Below are 16,316 nucleotides of genomic sequence, written 5' to 3'. Positions count from 1 at the left end.
CAAATTTTATAGCTGCTGCTTGCAATTGTTGAGCCAAGCTGCAGCTGAATGAGAACAGGCCGTCTGCGTCAGCAGACAGCCTGTTCTTTTTATTTTCTGGCTATAATCATGAAGCGTTCTGAATTTGTTCGGATTCCTTTTTCTGATTGATGCTCTTCAATAAACTGGCGCAGGATTTGAAAATCCATTTCATTTTGTCCAAAGTCCGGCACAATGGGAGTATATTTTAACAGGAAGACGAGGTCCTCGGGAGTTTGATAATATTCAGTAGCGTTGTATTCAAGGGATTGAATTCGAGAAAAACCGGCTTCCTTCAGCTCAGTAATATAACGAGCCTTGAGCGTCCCTTTCCGGCTTTCCCATGCTTGGCCTCTTCCGAAGGCTTGTTTGAGGTTCATTTTGTCATGCTCGCTGACCTGCTGCGTTAGAAATACACCATCGCTTCCGAGTACCCTCGCGGCTTCCCCAGCATAGAATTCCGAATGTCTGCAGGAGATCATATTAAAAAAATCTGGGGGGAATTGCAGCTGAGATGCCTCCATTTGCAAAAAGCGTACATTAGACCTGGCGGACTTATCAAGATTGTTAGCTGCTGTCTCCATCATACCCTTAGAATGGTCGATTCCGACCAGCAGTAAAGCCGAATCCGAAATGGATAACAGCGACTCACCGCCGCCGGTACCGATATCCAGCAGGATATCCCCAGGTTTGCATAACGAGATCACTTCATCGTAGAAATCCCACGCCGCCCCTTCCACAGTCACATTCAATCTGCTGAAGTCCCATCCGTTCATGCGTCCAACTGTATTGTAAAAATGCTTGTAATCGATTGCGTTCATATTTTATACCGCCTTTCAAGTAAGGGATGAATAGCTTTAACATATTGTTCAAAAATATCAGTTGATTTACGATCAGAGGACAGACGGCCCCCTTGATAGCTGGTACGCGTTTTAACCCAGCCCGGCAACTAAATACCTCGAACGATACGGAATGCCATCCAGTTCACCCCATTTGAAAGATTATGTTTATTTTATATTGAGAAATACGTCTAATCAAGGGAAAAAATGGTACATATTGGATTGTTATTATTTCCTGTTTTTGCTATCATTTTTTATAGTAGATTTGAAGAATCGATGAATTGAGGTTAGGGCCGATGAACCGTAGAATAATTTTAACGACTGCCGCTTCTTTGGTGATTGGCGTCGTTGCAGGAACAGGCATTATGATGAATGATCAAGCCTATCAGTCGGTAAAGCAAGCTGTGGGTGGTGGAACGAGCAACGCCGTTGGACAGATGGATATTAGCAGCATGGATATTGAAACGGCGCTCCAGGCTGTTCAGGAACAGCGGGCGTCTTTGCTGGAGCAGCAGCTGAATCAGCAGATTAGCGATGTCCAGAAGAGAAACGAACAGATTGCCAACATGAATAACTTGCTTTCGGATATCAATAACGCTAAATCACAGGAGGCAGCTAACGGACAATACGTTCTTCCGGACAATGTGACGAGTAAGCTCTCTGAACAAGGCGCTGGCGATGCTTCCAAGACAAGCTATACGAAGGATGAGCTGGACAAAATGAGTCAGGATTTAAAAGGTAAAATAGACTCGTTATCGAATAGCCAGCAGATGGACATGCTTCGTCTTCAATCGTTGAGCAACAAACGCAATGAGGCTTTTGACACGATGACAAACTTCGTTAAGAAGATGCAGGATTCTCGAAACAGCATTATTGGTAATATGAGATAAAATGAAGTTTAAAACATTAATGATCAAAGAGAGGAATCTGCCGTACGGCGGATTCTTTTCGTGTATGGAGAGATGGAAATGACAATGATGGCGGTAGATTTTTTGCGAGGCCACCCGCTTTTTCGTGGTGTGCCCGTTCCCGAGCTGGAAGGGGCAGCTATGTCAATGCATGAAGAGAGCTTCCACGACGGAGACAGCCTGATTGTTGAGGGCAGCTACGGTAACTCATGTTATTTCGTCATGGACGGGCAGGTTCAGGTGGTCTCCCGAAATCTGGTCGGACAATCGGTTACGCTGGATGTTCTGGGCGAGGGCGCGCTGATCGGCGAGGTGGCTCTTTTTCTCGAGGAAAAGAGGACCTCAGGCGTGCAGGCAATCGGTGAGGTTAAAGCGCTCCGGCTGGAACAGAATGCCTTCAGCCGACTGGCTGCGGCCAGCCCAATGTTCCATGAGAGCTTATCCTTTTCGGCACGAATCCGGACGATGCATGCCATGCTCAGCAAAGCGACAATCTGGGCAGCAATCCCGAATGCCGAGCTTCGCGGGCTGGCTGAAGTCACCGTAAGACGAAAGGTCTATAAAGGTGACGTGATTGTGACGGAAGGCGTGATGGCTGACCGGTTCTATATGATTGCTGAAGGCCGATTTGAGGTCCGCTCCGGACGCCGGAAGAAGGCCGTATATGAAGCTGGGGATTATTTCGGGGAGATGGATTTGCTGACGGGCGCGGCGAATACAGGAACCATCACGGCATTAGAAAATGGCGAGCTGATGGTGATGGGCAGGGATGAATTTCATTTTGTCCTCCAGCAGTATGAACCGGTCAGACGGCAGTTCCATGAGGTGATGCGCATCCGCCGGCCTGATCTTTTGAATGAGACCGTGAAGTCCAAGCTGCAGTTCTCAGAGGAGCCCAAGGAACAAACAGAGCAGAGCGGAACGGGCCTGGGTGCAGCTATCCCAGCCCCTTCATCTGCTAAAAGGGAACGCTGGATGGATATTCTCCTTGGACTCGGCGGAATTTTCATTGTGTTCACGATACTTGCAGCGTGGCTGAAGCAGCCCATCTGGATCTATGCGGCTCTGCTGTCCGGTGGATTCGTAGGTCCTGTATCCTTTGTGGCATATATGCGCAGCTCCCAGCTGCTGGGCTTTCGGGTTATGCGTGTGGTTATGATTTTTGCCGCTTCGGCGGTTGTTGCTTTGCCCATCGCTTGGCTGCTTGAGCATGAGTGGCTGGACATTACCGGGATGCAGTCTGATCCGGCCGGGCATGTCAGAGCGGCCATTCTCATTGCTGTTATTGAAGAATTCGCGAAGCTGCTGGTCTGCTTGATATTCCTGCGCAGCCGCAAGCAGCGTTTTCTGATGGATGCGATTGTGTTCGGCGCTGCCGCAGGCATGGGCTTTGCAGCGATCGAGAGCATTCTTTACGGACTAACCTTTCTGCAAAATCATGCAACCTCAGGCATGCTCGCTGTATTATGGGTACGAGCGCTTATATCCCCGTTCGGGCATGGAACATGGACGGCGATAGCCGCCGCCGGAATCTGGTATGGAATGGGACGCGGCTTGAATTCATCCGGTGCCCGCGGGATACAGATGAAGAATATGCTAACGATGATCACTCTGCTGCTCATGAGTATTCTGCTGCATGCATTATGGGATTTTCAATATAACACCGGAGCGTTGAAGCTGATCGGGATGCTGGTTGTCGCCGTTGCAGGCGTGGCACTGCTTTATATGCTGATCCGCCGGGGTTCCCGGGATGAGAAATACATGCTGTATGCCGTCAATCCGGAACAGAAGCTGGAAGAAAGATTAAAGGCAGCCGTTAGCCATGATCAGGCGAAGGGGGAAGCCGTTCAATCCCTGGTCTGCGATGCTTGTAAAACCGTCTCACCTGCGGGCTCCAGATATTGCGGCCGATGCGGTCAGGCGTTGAAGCTGTAAGTATTCATTTATTGCCGAAGGGTGTAATCATAAGGGCTGTTTCAAGGAATCATCCTTGAGCGGCCCTTTTATATTATTCTGAATCCATTTCAAGTGATTGTCCCCCTATGTATTCATTCGTATAATGTAAGTTACAAGGTCCAGATTAGGGACAAGGCTTAATTGAAACATAACTTTTAAGGGAATAGTTACATGTGAGAAGCAAGAAGTGAACAGGAGGAACAGCATATGACGCTTGAAATTGAACGTAAATTCCTGCTGCCGGAATATCCGGAAGCTCTCATTCAGGAAAATGTCATCCAGATTAAAAAGGAGCAGTTGATTGAGCAAACCTATTTGGCCATGGCAGGAGACCAGGAGCTGAGAGTCCGGAAAATCAAAGATCTCACCCATGATCAAACGGAATTCACCCACACATTCAAAAAAGGGCATGGTATTGCGCGTGAAGAGGTGGAATACTCGATCTCGGAGGGGCTCTATGAGCAAATGGTAACTACGCATCAGGCAATTCCGCTGATCAAAAAACGGACTACTGCTGTGTGGGGCGAAACAGTGATTGAAATCGACGACTACAAGCAGATCCGCCTCATGGTGCTTGAAGTGGAATTTGACTCGGTTGAGGAGGCAGAAAGCTTTATTCCGCCGGAATGGTTTGGCAAGGATATCAGCACCGAGAAGCAATACAGCAATAAAAAGGTGTGGAAGGAATTGCAGGAGAGCAAGGAAGATTGAACCGAAGAAGCAATAAAACAGGGAGCATCCAGGGATGCTTCCTGTTTTATTTTTCGCTAGCAGATGATGTACAAATATACTAAATTACTGCATGGTCCAGCTGGTAGCTTTTTTGACAGCCGCATCAGCATCCTTAAGATCCGTTTCTCCTGAGCTTAAGAGTGAGCTCCATTGTTTTACACGGTTTTTCCCGTTGGGTGGCTGGTTATAGTCGTTCGTGTCCACAATCTTGGTGCGTTCGGCATAGAATTTGGTCATAAAGGTCTTTTCGTCCTTGCTGCTGCCGGAACGGGAGAGAATGCCTTCCAGACTGCCGGAATCCCCGTCAGCGCCTTGGTTCAAAGCAGTATCCACGAAAGAACCGATGGTCAGGGCCGAGGTGAAGCCGCGTTTCTTCGCTTGGTCTACACTATATTTGATATATACATTATAGAAGGTGCGCCACATGGCTTCTCTCCAGGCCGCGTTGTTTTGGAGTCCGTTAATTTTTTTGACAAATACGCTTTTGCTATCCGTTATTTTCAAAATCGAACCGCTCATCTTCCCATTGACCCCGATACGCTTCAGACCGCCCTCAACCGACGGACTGCTTGCTCCGCTGATTCTGTCATATTCTTTGAAGAGATCCGGACCATCCGGGCCGGTGTCATTGGAACCACCGGTCGTCGCGCCGAAAATGCCGATCGTATATCCGCGGTTGTCGCCGATATCCTCGCAGTATCCGTAATATTTCGTCCAGTTCAGGTCATCCTGTTCAGGCTTGTTCACGAGCTTCATGATGTTATCCCATTGTTCACCGTCAAGTCCCGTATTGGTTTTCAGGAATTGAAGGGTGCTCGGAGAGAAGTTGGCATCATGATCTGTAGCAGCTGCTGCAGCTTGAGCGCTGAAATCAGCGCTTGCGGCCGACAAGGACTCATTCGTTCCGACTTCCGGATCGCTGCTCAGCTCTGCTTCATCCAAGTATTCAACCGGAGCGTTATTTTCATCCGCAAAAGCCTTTGTTTGCATAGGGCCGGACATGACGGTAATCGAACCAAGAACAGCAAAGCTCAGCAAAATTGCAATGAATTTTCCTCGGGTGGTAGTTGATCCAGCATTCGTTGTTTTCATTATGAAATCCCTCCTAAATTTAATTTAGTTAAAGCGCTTTAACTTTTGAACGAAAATAAAACACCTCTGAAATTACGCTTCAGGTTTGAATTAATTAGATAGCTTTTGAAGGATGTATCAGCTCCTTTACTTCTCCATGTAATTTTAAGCGCTTTAACTTTTGGGCCGAGAGAAACCCCTCACATGCTTCTGAAAAAGAGTCCGTAATATGCAGAAGGGAATGCATCTTTAAGTCTGCAGGTCTGTCTCCATCTACATATGATGTAGCAAGAGCATACAGGAGAATAATTTGCTTGTACAGGGGCTTAAATAACTAAAATTTTATCCATAATCATGTAGATATTTTCTCCTATGTAACATGTCGAATGTAGTTTTTTGTTGATTTAATGTATGGTGTGGCGGTAACGGTGCTGCAAGATCGTATTTCCGCGATATTCGGTTGACAGAGCGATAACAACATCAATAATCTGAATCGATGATATATATATGAAAATCATTGTGATAGGCAATGCGAATTAGGGATATGGTCATGGAAACCGCCCAAGTAATGTATATCCATTCATAAGTTCATTTTAAATAGCTGAAAATGGAAAAGGAATATTTTTATTTATGTAGAATAATTTTACATAGTGCAAAAAAGTACAATGTGCGGGGGGATCCGTTATGAGGCGCTACAATAAGTATTATTATAAGGCTTGCGAATCGTATGTGAGCCTGAGGACGGAAGATATTATTACAAGGCAGCTCCGGAGCGAAAATATCATTCAAACGAACGAAGTCCTGATTAAAATTGGAGGTATGCTGTTCTTTGCAGCTCTTTTCTGGACTACGCGATTAGCTTTTGCGAACGCGCTTTTTCTCACTTCATGGAGCCTGTATGTCATCATTTTCTATTTCGTTATGCTATTGATTTGCAGCCGGATCATAAGGCGCCGCCGGGCATACAGCGATGCCGCCGAGATCATGCTCCAGTTTCAGACTGAAGAAGATCGCCTGAGATATTTCGATGAAAAACTGAGGCCGCAATTTGATTGATCGAGGTGTATGAATAAAGCCGTCCGGAACCGCTTACAAGGGCGGGACGACGGATTTTTTTGGCGTTGTAAGGGTAATTCCTTGCAGTCAGTATGGAAGATACGGTAACTTTGGATACATATGCATGGCTTTCGAATAGAATCCGTTGGCTATAGGGTATGGCAGAAACAAAGAAAGGGGGAGACGTGATGTGGGTTGCCTATGCATTCGGCTCCGCGCTGTTCGCCGGGATAACGTCGATACTGGCCAAAATCGGGATCCGGAATGTGGACTCCAATCTGGCTACCGCGCTTCGAACCTGGGTGGTGCTAGTTTTCTCGTGGTTGATGGTTTTTGTTGTCGGGTCACAGGCCACCGTAACAGATATTAGCGGGAAAAGCCTGCTGTTTCTTGTATTGTCCGGTCTGACGACAGGGGCCTCATGGATCTGCTACTTCCGGGCTCTTCAGTTGGGGAACGTCAACAAGGTTGTGCCGGTGGACAAATCAAGCAACGTGCTGACCATGATTCTGGCATTTATTTTTCTTAGCGAAAAGATTACATGGATTATGCTCGCAGGCATGGTCGTTATCGCCATCGGTACATATATGATGATTCAGAAAAGCAAGTCAGAGACTGCCGACCATAAGAGCTGGCTGATATATGCCTGCCTGTCGGCGGTCTTCGCTGCGATGACTTCGATTTTGGGCAAAATCGGCATTGAAAACGTTGAATCCAACCTCGGTACGGCGATCCGGACGATAGTCGTGTTAATCATGGCATGGCTGATTGTTTTTATGCAGAAAAAGCAGAGAGAGATGAAGCGTATCGACCGGAAAAGCTGGCTGTATATTGCCTTATCGGGACTTGCCACCGGACTCTCCTGGTTGTGCTTTTATAAGGCGCTTCAGGATGGACCAGCCAGTATTGTGGTGCCGATCGACAAGCTGAGTGTGCTGGTTACGGTGTTGTTCGCCTTGGTGTTCCTTAAAGAGAAGCTGTCGCTCAAGTCTACGATTGGCCTGCTGCTGTTAACCGTCGGCACGCTGGCTTTGCTGCTGAAATTCTAACGTAAAAGACCGCCCGGGGGCGGTCTTTTTTTTGGTGATCAGGTTTCGTACAAAATCTCTCCTGTGCGGGAAAGGTCGTACCCGGCAATGGCCTGCAGTTCTTTACGGAAATCATCCGAACGCAAAATATTCAGTAAGGACTGAATCCATGCCATATTGTCCGCGGTTTTCAGCATCACCAGGTCGTAGCGCTCTTCGATCAGCGGGATAAAATCCACCTGACCGACGATGGCTGCGGCCTTTTCAATACCGACACCCACATCAGCTTCACCGGAAGCCACTTTAGCGGCTACCCCGATATGATTCGTTTGCTCCAGTTCGTATCCGGCCAACGTCTGTGGTTTGATGCCATGCAGACGAAGCTGCTCGTCCAGAAGGACGCGGGCCCCGGAGCCCTTTTCGCGGTTCATAAAGCGCAGGCCAGGACGGCTTAGATCCGACCAGCTCTCGAGGCCTTGCGGGTTGCCCTTCTGGACATAAAGTCCGGCATTTCTGGATAGCAAATTGACAACCATATACGATGAACCGACCAGAAGCTTGCGGATGTACGGGATGTTATATTCGCCGGTATCGCCGTCCAGCAGATGGGTACTGACGATATCCGACTCGCCGCGGTACATGGAAATCAGACTGTCGAGGCTGCCAACATACTCGCGAAGCGGCCGGATGCCGGAGATGCCTTTTTCCATATATTTGACCAGAATATCGAGGCTGATATCCTGCCCCGTAATGACGATCGGTCGCATTCCGTTTACGGCTGGCGCGGCATAGTGAGTCGGAGAGTGATCCGCAGCTGATGCAGGCACAGTCTGAGGAGCCGTCTTAACGCCCTTGGCTCTCTGTTTATATGCTTCAAAGTCCGACGCATCGATCCGCATTTGCTTGCCGACCCGGTACGAAGGCAGCTCGCCTTTTTTGATCAGGTCATAGACCGTAAGCTTGGATATTTTGAGCATTTTGGCGATTTCTTCGGTTGTGTATGATATATCGCTGGACATTGGAATCCTCCTCATTCAAAAAACAATCCGCTCTCTAGGTTTTCATTGATCCTTATTGTAACATAATTGATTGTGAAAGTTTTCTGAACTGGTTTACAATCCAAATGCGAACTAGGTATAATTTATATTGTTTATATCTATTTATATCTAATTATAACTTTGGGGGAAGTCTTAATGTTTATTAAACGTAGAAACAATGTGGTTTTGTATGCTTTGGTCATCATGATGTTAATATTCGCTGCTGGCTGCGGAAATAATTCGGAATCGAAAACGGATAGCAATGCGAGTAACGCGACTAATGCGGCTGCAGGTTCTGATACGAAAGCTCCAAATTCCGAACCGGAAGAGCTGGTGAATCTGACGATCTCGGCTGCCGCAAGCATGACCGATGCGCTGAATGAAATTGAGAAATCTTATGAAGCCGCCCATCCAAACATTGAATTGAGCTTTAATTTCGGCGGATCCGGTGCGCTGCAAAAACAAATCGAGCAGGGAGCTCCGGCGGATCTGTTCCTGTCGGCTGCAACCAAGAACATGAAACCGCTGGTTGAGCAGAACCTGATTGAAGAAGGCAAAGAGAAAACGCTCCTGAAAAATGAGCTGGTTGCCGTTGTACCTGCGGATACCAAGGCTGCGGTTGCAAGTATCGAAGACTTAAGTAAAGCAGACGTGAAAAAAGTAGCGATTGGTATTCCGGAAAGCGTACCTGCGGGTAATTATGCCAAAGAGGCGTTGACCAATTCAAAGCTGTGGGAACCGCTCCAATCCAAAATGGTTCAAGCCAAAGACGTACGTCAGGTACTTCAGTATGTGGAGACAGCAAATGCTGATGCCGGATTCGTATACAAAACGGATGCGCTGACTTCGTCGAAGGTGAAAATCGCGTTTACCGTGGTCCCTGCTTCCTATTCGGCTGTTGAATATCCGATCGGAATCGTAAAAGCGACGAAGCATGCCAAAGAAGCGGAAGACTTTTACAACTATTTGCAATCTCAAGCGTCACTCGATGTATTCACCAAATACGGATTTACCGTTCCCGAGTAAAAGGATGTGTTTTTCATGAGCTGGCATGATTTCTGGTCACCCATCAGGCTTTCACTCCAGATCGCGCTGTTGTCCAGCGTGGTCGTTCTTATCCTTGGCGTAGCCGCAGCCTGGTGGATGTCCAAACGAAAGTTCAGAGGGAAAATCATGCTGGAAACCGTGCTGATACTGCCGCTCGTGCTGCCGCCAACCGTCGTCGGCTTCTTGCTCCTTATTATTTTGGGGCGGAAGAGCTGGGTCGGACAAGCCATCGAATGGTTGTTTAACGCCCCGGTTATTTTTTCCTGGTGGGCTGCCGTGATTGCCGCCGTGGTCGTGTCCTTTCCGCTCGTTTATCAGACGATGAAGAATGGCTTTGCCTCCATAGATCCGGAGCTTGAAAACGCCGCACGTTCCAGTGGGGCTAATGAGTGGAAGGTGTTCCGGTACATTACGCTTCCGCTTACCTTTCACTCACTCGGTACGGCCTTCATCCTGGGCTTCGCAAGGGGATTGGGTGAATTCGGAGCAACGCTGATGATCGCGGGAAATATACCCGGCAAGACTCAGACGATCCCGACAGCCATATATGTCGCAGTGGATGCGGGCAATACGACCATGGCATGGGCGTGGACATGTGCCATTATTATCATTTCATTTCTGATGCTCCTGCTTACCGGAAACAAATATCCGGGGGTAGAAGCACAAGCTGCGGTGAAAAAGAAATAATCTTTTCAATGACTTATTAGGCAACACAAAGAAAAAGAGCGAGGGGCTGCGGCCTTTCGCTTTTTTTATGTTCCGAATGGATAGAAGTTCGACATGACTTCGCGCTATTTGCGTGTCTTCGTTTGATGACTGGGTACATGTCCCTAGTCAAAAAGCACCTTCAATTTTCTGGAATAAAATTTTATATTATATATTAATGAATGTAGCAAAATTTCAATGCGGGGTAAGCAGGGTTATCCGCTTGATCCAAGGGAGGCGATTTATAAGATATCTTTGTTCTTTCCTGAAAGGGCTTTCTTCAGAAGCCGAGCACTCAATTTCAACTCATTCCCAGCGATATGGAATGAGCTAATACGGAAAGGGAGGTAATAGAAGAAATGTTAAGGAGCAAGGGAAAACGGATGCATTCATCTTTTTTAAGCGGGGTCATGATGCTGTCTTTGATGCTGCCAGCCCAGCAGGTGATGGCGGACCAAGGAGGGGGCGGATCAGCAAGCCAAGATGCTAAAAGCAGCCCGGCCCCTGTCATTTTGGAGGACTTCGAGAATGGTCTTGATAAGTATTTGCCGTCAGCAGGTGCCCAGTTCAATAAGGTCAATCTGAGCATCGAAAAGGATCAGGAACGGGTACGTTTCGGAAGCGGTTCACTGAAGCTAGCATACGACTTTACGGGGACGACGGGCACCTCGGGTGCCTACTTGCAGACCACCGGAGAAGCACAGAATATTAAGGTTCCCGGCTATCCGGAAAAGATCAGTATGTGGGTATACGGCGATGGCAAAAAGCACTGGCTGCGTATGCAGCTGCTGGATGCGAAGGGGGCTGTACCGCTGAATTTCGTTGATGAGCATGTCGGCGTCGATTGGGTAGGGTGGAAATACCTGGAGGTCGATGTACCAAAGGGACGCACGCTGCCGTTCTCCATCGACATGCCGGTGCGGTACATGGAAACCTCAGGTGATAAGAAGGATGCGGGTGCCATTTATGTGGACCAGATACGCGCATTGTATGGCCCGAATGAAGATGACACAGAACCGCCGGTGCTGAGCCGGCTTACACCTGCTGCAGGTGTTCCGGTTGCAAGCAGCCAGCCGGTGATTTCGGTGCATGCCGAGGATGCCGGATATGATCGGGTCAAGCATCCGGAGAATACGCAGATTGAACCGGATTCGATCCGGATGAGCGTGGACGGAAAGCAGGTTCAGCATACACTGACTGCCGCAGAAGGTCTGATCCGTTATCAGCCGGAAGCCCCGCTTGCGGATGGGCTGCACAGGGTAAAGGTGTCGGTCCGCGATGCTGCCGGGAACCAGACGATTCGGAGCTGGTCATTTAAAGTGGCTGCGGGTGCACCTAAGTTTACATATGAGGCTCCTGATGTAACTTACGCAGGAAATACCTATTCGCTTGATATCAAGGGAGTGAAGACAGGAGAAATCTCCGGAGGGAGAATGGATTTTGTTTTTGATCCTTCGAAAGTGGAAAATCTGCGACTCGCGCAGAAAAGTATGCTTGATCCGTCAGTGATTCAGGCTGAAGTGGATCAGACACAAGGGACGGTTGCTGTAACGATGAACCATCTGAACACATCCGGCTTGGCGGATGAGGATTTGATCGGGCAGATTCTGTATGACGTGAAGAAGGACGCAGTCGGCACAAACGAAATCCAGCTGAAGTCAGGAAGCATAGCCCTCGCTGAGGGCGAAACCAGCCTAAACTTCTCGGGTCATACACTTCCTTCCAGTATTCAGACAGGCTTGTCTCTGAAATGGGATGAGAATGGAAATGTGCAGGGCTATGAGACGGTGCTGGCAGTCAAGAACGTGGCTGGAAATCCGGTGCGGGATGCACAGGTATTTGCGGACGGACAAGCCATTGGTACGACGGATGACGCAGGCAAGCTGAAGACTGCCGAATTGACTCCAGCGGTGAAAAGCATCAAGCTGCAGGCCGCAAAAGAGGGGAAATACTTCAGCCCGGTCATGGATTTCAAAGTGTCTCCTCTATCCGGGACGCCGGAGCCATACAGTATTAATGTCAGCATGGGCGCCGATCCCGCGGTATCCCGAGGATTTACATGGCAGACGGATCCCGGGACGGAAGCCACAGTTGTGAAAGTCGCGAAGCAGTCCGGCTTTAGCAGCTTTGTCCAGAAGGATGTGCTCAAGGTGGAGGGCACAAGCGAGCTGTTCCAGACGCTGGATATCGGAACCGTAAGAGTGCATAAAGCCTCCGTGACGGGTCTCGAGCCAGGCACCACTTATGTCTATCAGGTAGGTGATGGCAAGGGGCACTACAGTCCGCAAGGAAGTTTCCAGACGGCACCTGCATCAGGCGACCGCACAAGCTTCGTGTATTTTGCGGATTCCCAGGCGAAGGACGAGGCAGGCTTTAAGCTGTGGGGCGATGTGGTCAAGCAAGCCTTCAAGGATACGCCGGATGCCGAATTCATGATCCAGGTCGGGGATATGGTCGAAAAGGGCTTCAACGAGCAGGAGTGGAAATGGTGGTTCAGCGAGGCGCAGGAGGCGCTGCTGAATACGACCCTGATCGCCGCTATCGGTAACCATGAAGTCATGGGAACAACCCAAAGCAATGATTTTTTGGAGCATTTTAATCAGCCGGGAAATGGACTTTCGAGTTTGAAGGGGAGCAGTTTTTCGTTTGATTACAAGAATATTCATTTTATGGTACTGAACAGTGAGTATCAGTATGAAGAGCAGCAGCAGTGGCTCGAGCGCGATCTGGCTTCTACGAATCAGAAATGGAAAATTGCAATCTTTCACCGTGGTCCATATGGCAGTATATATGATACAGAGGAGGTCAGAAACCTCTGGGCTCCGGTGCTGGAAAAGAATAAGGTCGATCTGGTGCTGAACGGGCATGATCATATCTATCTCCGCACCCATTCGATGATGGATAACCAGATTGTGAAGGAAGGCGAGGGAACGACATACGTGGTGGCAGGCACATCAGGTCCGAAGTTCTATCCGCTCACGAAAAAGTACTGGCAGCTTGTAACGGATGAAGACAAGACGCAAATGTACGCCGCGGTGGAAATTAAGGGAGACCAGCTGAAATTTGTGACCCGCACCGTCGGGGGACGTGTTGTGGATGAGTTCACGCTGACCAAATAATTGGGGATTTCCGGGAATTCGAAAACAAAGTTAAAGAATAGCTATCTAGCAACAGAACAGCCCGATTCGCGACTCAGGTGGTGGATTCGTTAATCCAGAAATGCCGGAAGTGAATAGGGATGCAAAATAACGGAGAAGAGGGCGAAAGCCCTCTTTTTTGCTGGGAGAAAACTAGTTGATGTTCAGAAAATATTCAGAACGCTGTGCTTTAATAGGATACGACGGAGAATCGGAAGATTAATGGAAGGCTGCCCCGGGTGGCTCGCCTGAAGGACGGTCTTGAACAATAAGACTTGAACTATAAAAGTGTGTGGTGAAGATGCAATGGATTTATCGGAAAAGCAGGAGGAAGCGCTGGAGCAGGCTCAAAAGCATGGCGGCAGGCTCGTGCGCTGGAAGCAGGGCGGATATTGGACTTACGCGGAGGCCATACCGTTCGTGGAGGATGCTTCGGACCTGGAATGGTGCTGTACGACGAATACGATTTTTGCATTGGTTCGCCGTGGATACATGGTCATGGATGATTGGAAGCATTGTTCCCTGAATACGGAGATGAACACGACAGGTTAATCTGCAAGGTAATTGGTCGGAGTTTGTACCCCTAGAGGCTATTTGTTGCTAAAATAAGGACAGATAAGTAGCGGCTCCGCTATGATCCAGGGGGAGAGATAGAATTTGAAGATAATCCTTGTCGATGATGAACATCTGGCTTTGCGGAAAATGGAAAGGCTTTTGCAGGCGCGTGACGGGTTCGACACCGAGGTGGACATCCTGGGATCCTTTCAGAGTCCGGCGTCCGCATTGGAAGCGGCAGGGGAGCTGGCGCCCGATCTTGCTTTTCTCGATATTGAAATGCCTGAAATGAGCGGATTCGTGCTGGCGGAGCGCCTTTTGGAGCTGGACCCTTCCATGCAGATCGTTTTCGTCACCGCCTACCAGGACTTTGCCATAAAGGCGTTCGAGATCAATGCGCTGGATTATTTGCTCAAACCCGTGCATGCATCGCGATTGGCCGTGACCATGAACAGAGTGTCCGGTTCCGCAGCCGACGCGCCGGTTCGTTCGGTAATGCTCTGCTGTCTTCGCAGTTTGCATTTTATGGACGAGCACCGGGAGATGCAGTCTTTTCCATGGAAAACGCTGAAAGCTCCTGAATTATTCGCCTATCTCCTTTACTACCGCGACAAGACTGTAAGCAAACAGGCGCTGATGGACCTGCTATGGCCGGAATACGAAATTAAAAAGGCCACCACCCAACTGCATACGGCCATCTATCAGATCCGCAGGATGATTAAAACCTATGAACTGGATATCAAGATCAAATATCAGAATGAAAGCTACCGACTGGAATGGGGAACCGTCGCTCTGGATGCCGATACATGGGAAAGCAGCCTCCGTGATGCCCCTCCGGTGACGCCCGGGACGCTCGAGCAGCATTTGTCCATTATGGAGATGTATACGGGGGATTTTCTGGAAGAGCATCGGTATGCGTGGGCGGAACCCGAAGAGGAACGTATCCGTTTGCTGTGGCTCGAGCATGCCAGGAACGTGGCGGCGTGTCATGTCGAGCTCGGGCAGTACGGGGAAGCGATCGGTTTGTACCAAAGAATGATGGAGAAGCTTCCGTACGTGGAAGACGGCTATGCGGGAATGATGAAAGTCTATGCTATCCTTCGCCATCCCGGGGAGGTCCGAAGGCTGTTTCAGCTGCTGGAGGATGTACTGCTGCAGGAGTACGGCATGACGCCCGGCAAGGAGATTGCAGAGTGGTATTGGGAATGGGAAAGGGAGAACTCACTCAGTTCTTAGTGCAGGAGAGGAGAGGAAGCGGTGAAATTCAAAATCGGAGCATTGATGCTCATCATCACGGGCATCGTTCTGTTATGCTATCCGAAGGTTACGGAGCTGAGGGAAAATGCGCAGCAGCAAAGATTGGCGAAGACGTGGGAGACCAGCTTTCGAAACGTGGAAAGCCCTGAAGAGAGCACGGAGCCCAAAAACGCGGTGAAGGGAGCATCGACCCAACCGAATGTTAAGCCTCTGGCCGCAGCAGCTTCGCGTACGGAAGGCCAGGTGGAGGGCATGCTCGAGATCGATAAAATCGGCCTGAAGCTGCCGATCCTGCATGGAGCCACGAAGCAAAACATGAAAACGACCTTGGCCAGCATCGAACATACGGGTACGGCCGGGGAGATCGGCAATTACGCTATCGCCGGGCACCGGAACCGGACGTACGGCAGAAATTTCAACCGGCTGGATGAACTGCAAACCGGAGACACAATCGAAGTGGATACCGGAGAGCGGCGCTTTGAGTATACCGTTACCGAAAAGCTGATCGTAAAGCCCGAGGACGTATGGGTACTCGAAAGCGACGGCAAGGACGAGGAGATTACACTCGTAACCTGCCATCCGATGGTGAATCCGACGCATCGGCTGATAATCAAAGGCAAGATTATACATTGAAAACCACGCGGTTCCGAAGGGGACGGGTGGTTTTTTTGTGCTTCTTTTATGTTCAGAAAATATTCAGAGCGGTGCTGTATAGTTCAGATGATAGGCCTCGATCCGACATGGTTAGCCAAAAAAGGACGAAATGACGGTTCGAATAGCATGTGAAAATGTAGAAAAAGAGAGGAGAGCATTCGGATATTCAGGAGACAGACAGGGCAAGCTGCCGTACGGGCGGCGGGCCTATTGAAGTTGTTCATCATGCAGAACACCCATTTGAAAATATATAAAACGAACTAAAGTTTAACCCGTGCTGCTCCTTGATTTCATCCAGAAAACAGGCGAAGCGCTC

General features: G+C 49.0%; 14 protein-coding genes. 11 read left to right on the top strand and 3 right to left on the bottom strand.

Annotated features, from left to right (window positions below; all coding sequences use genetic code 11):
* Window positions 1–89 precede the first annotated feature (89 nt).
* Window positions 90–839: a class I SAM-dependent methyltransferase gene (locus tag KJS65_RS26340; RefSeq protein ID WP_213652800.1), complete on the bottom strand. Its 750-nt coding sequence runs from the start codon at window positions 837–839 to the stop codon at window positions 90–92.
* A gap of 314 nt (window positions 840–1,153) precedes the next feature.
* Here KJS65_RS26340 and KJS65_RS26335 point away from each other — a divergent pair, with 314 nt between their 5' ends.
* From KJS65_RS26335 to KJS65_RS26325, 3 genes are all read left to right on the top strand, one after another.
* Complete coding sequence (locus KJS65_RS26335) at window positions 1,154–1,747, top strand: hypothetical protein (RefSeq protein ID WP_213652799.1); 594 nt, start codon at window positions 1,154–1,156, stop codon at window positions 1,745–1,747.
* A gap of 78 nt (window positions 1,748–1,825) precedes the next feature.
* A complete protein-coding gene (locus tag KJS65_RS26330; RefSeq protein WP_213652798.1) occupies window positions 1,826–3,700 on the top strand; it encodes a cyclic nucleotide-binding domain-containing protein in 1,875 nt (624 codons plus the stop codon).
* 228 nt (window positions 3,701–3,928) lie between these two features.
* Complete coding sequence (locus tag KJS65_RS26325; protein ID WP_213652797.1) at window positions 3,929–4,432, top strand: CYTH domain-containing protein; 504 nt, start codon at window positions 3,929–3,931, stop codon at window positions 4,430–4,432.
* A gap of 84 nt (window positions 4,433–4,516) precedes the next feature.
* Here KJS65_RS26325 and KJS65_RS26320 read toward each other — a convergent pair whose 3' ends face one another.
* Window positions 4,517–5,545 (bottom strand): chitosanase, encoded by a 1,029-nt coding sequence (locus KJS65_RS26320; RefSeq protein WP_244864844.1) that lies wholly within the window; start codon window positions 5,543–5,545, stop codon window positions 4,517–4,519.
* Between the two features lie 663 nt (window positions 5,546–6,208).
* On the opposite strand from KJS65_RS26320, the gene KJS65_RS26315 reads away from it, so the two are divergent.
* Both KJS65_RS26315 and KJS65_RS26310 read left to right on the top strand, forming a co-directional pair.
* Window positions 6,209–6,580: a hypothetical protein gene (locus KJS65_RS26315; RefSeq protein ID WP_213652796.1), complete on the top strand. Its 372-nt coding sequence runs from the start codon at window positions 6,209–6,211 to the stop codon at window positions 6,578–6,580.
* A gap of 188 nt (window positions 6,581–6,768) precedes the next feature.
* Window positions 6,769–7,629, top strand: coding sequence for an EamA family transporter (locus tag KJS65_RS26310; RefSeq protein WP_213652795.1), 861 nt, complete (start codon window positions 6,769–6,771; stop codon window positions 7,627–7,629).
* A gap of 38 nt (window positions 7,630–7,667) precedes the next feature.
* On the opposite strand, the gene KJS65_RS26305 is transcribed toward KJS65_RS26310, so the two are convergent.
* The gene (locus tag KJS65_RS26305; RefSeq protein ID WP_213652794.1) at window positions 7,668–8,627 is read right to left on the bottom strand and encodes a helix-turn-helix transcriptional regulator; all 960 of its coding nucleotides are present in this window, start codon (window positions 8,625–8,627) and stop codon (window positions 7,668–7,670) included.
* Window positions 8,628–8,801: 174 nt separating this feature from the next.
* On the opposite strand from KJS65_RS26305, the gene modA reads away from it, so the two are divergent.
* The 6 genes from modA to KJS65_RS26275 all read left to right on the top strand — a co-directional run bounded on the left by modA (window position 8,802) and on the right by KJS65_RS26275 (window position 15,979).
* Window positions 8,802–9,671, top strand: coding sequence for a molybdate ABC transporter substrate-binding protein (gene modA, locus KJS65_RS26300; RefSeq protein ID WP_213652793.1), 870 nt, complete (start codon window positions 8,802–8,804; stop codon window positions 9,669–9,671).
* 15 nt (window positions 9,672–9,686) lie between these two features.
* A complete protein-coding gene (gene modB / locus KJS65_RS26295; protein WP_213652792.1) occupies window positions 9,687–10,379 on the top strand; it encodes a molybdate ABC transporter permease subunit in 693 nt (230 codons plus the stop codon).
* 401 nt (window positions 10,380–10,780) lie between these two features.
* Window positions 10,781–13,516, top strand: coding sequence for a fibronectin type III domain-containing protein (locus KJS65_RS26290; protein ID WP_244864842.1), 2,736 nt, complete (start codon window positions 10,781–10,783; stop codon window positions 13,514–13,516).
* Between the two features lie 324 nt (window positions 13,517–13,840).
* Complete coding sequence (locus tag KJS65_RS26285) at window positions 13,841–14,086, top strand: hypothetical protein (protein ID WP_213652790.1); 246 nt, start codon at window positions 13,841–13,843, stop codon at window positions 14,084–14,086.
* A gap of 105 nt (window positions 14,087–14,191) precedes the next feature.
* The gene (locus KJS65_RS26280; protein WP_213652789.1) at window positions 14,192–15,325 is read left to right on the top strand and encodes a response regulator; all 1,134 of its coding nucleotides are present in this window, start codon (window positions 14,192–14,194) and stop codon (window positions 15,323–15,325) included.
* Between the two features lie 21 nt (window positions 15,326–15,346).
* Window positions 15,347–15,979, top strand: a complete 633-nt coding sequence (locus tag KJS65_RS26275) for a class D sortase (protein ID WP_244864834.1) — start codon at window positions 15,347–15,349, stop codon at window positions 15,977–15,979.
* Window positions 15,980–16,316: the final 337 nt, after the last annotated feature.

The organism is Paenibacillus sp. J23TS9 (assembly GCF_018403225.1).
In the GTDB taxonomy this organism is placed as follows: Bacteria; Bacillota; Bacilli; order Paenibacillales; family Paenibacillaceae; genus Paenibacillus_AQ.
Note: the sequence above shows the minus strand (reverse complement) of the source record. Positions and strands in the feature narration are given on the sequence as shown.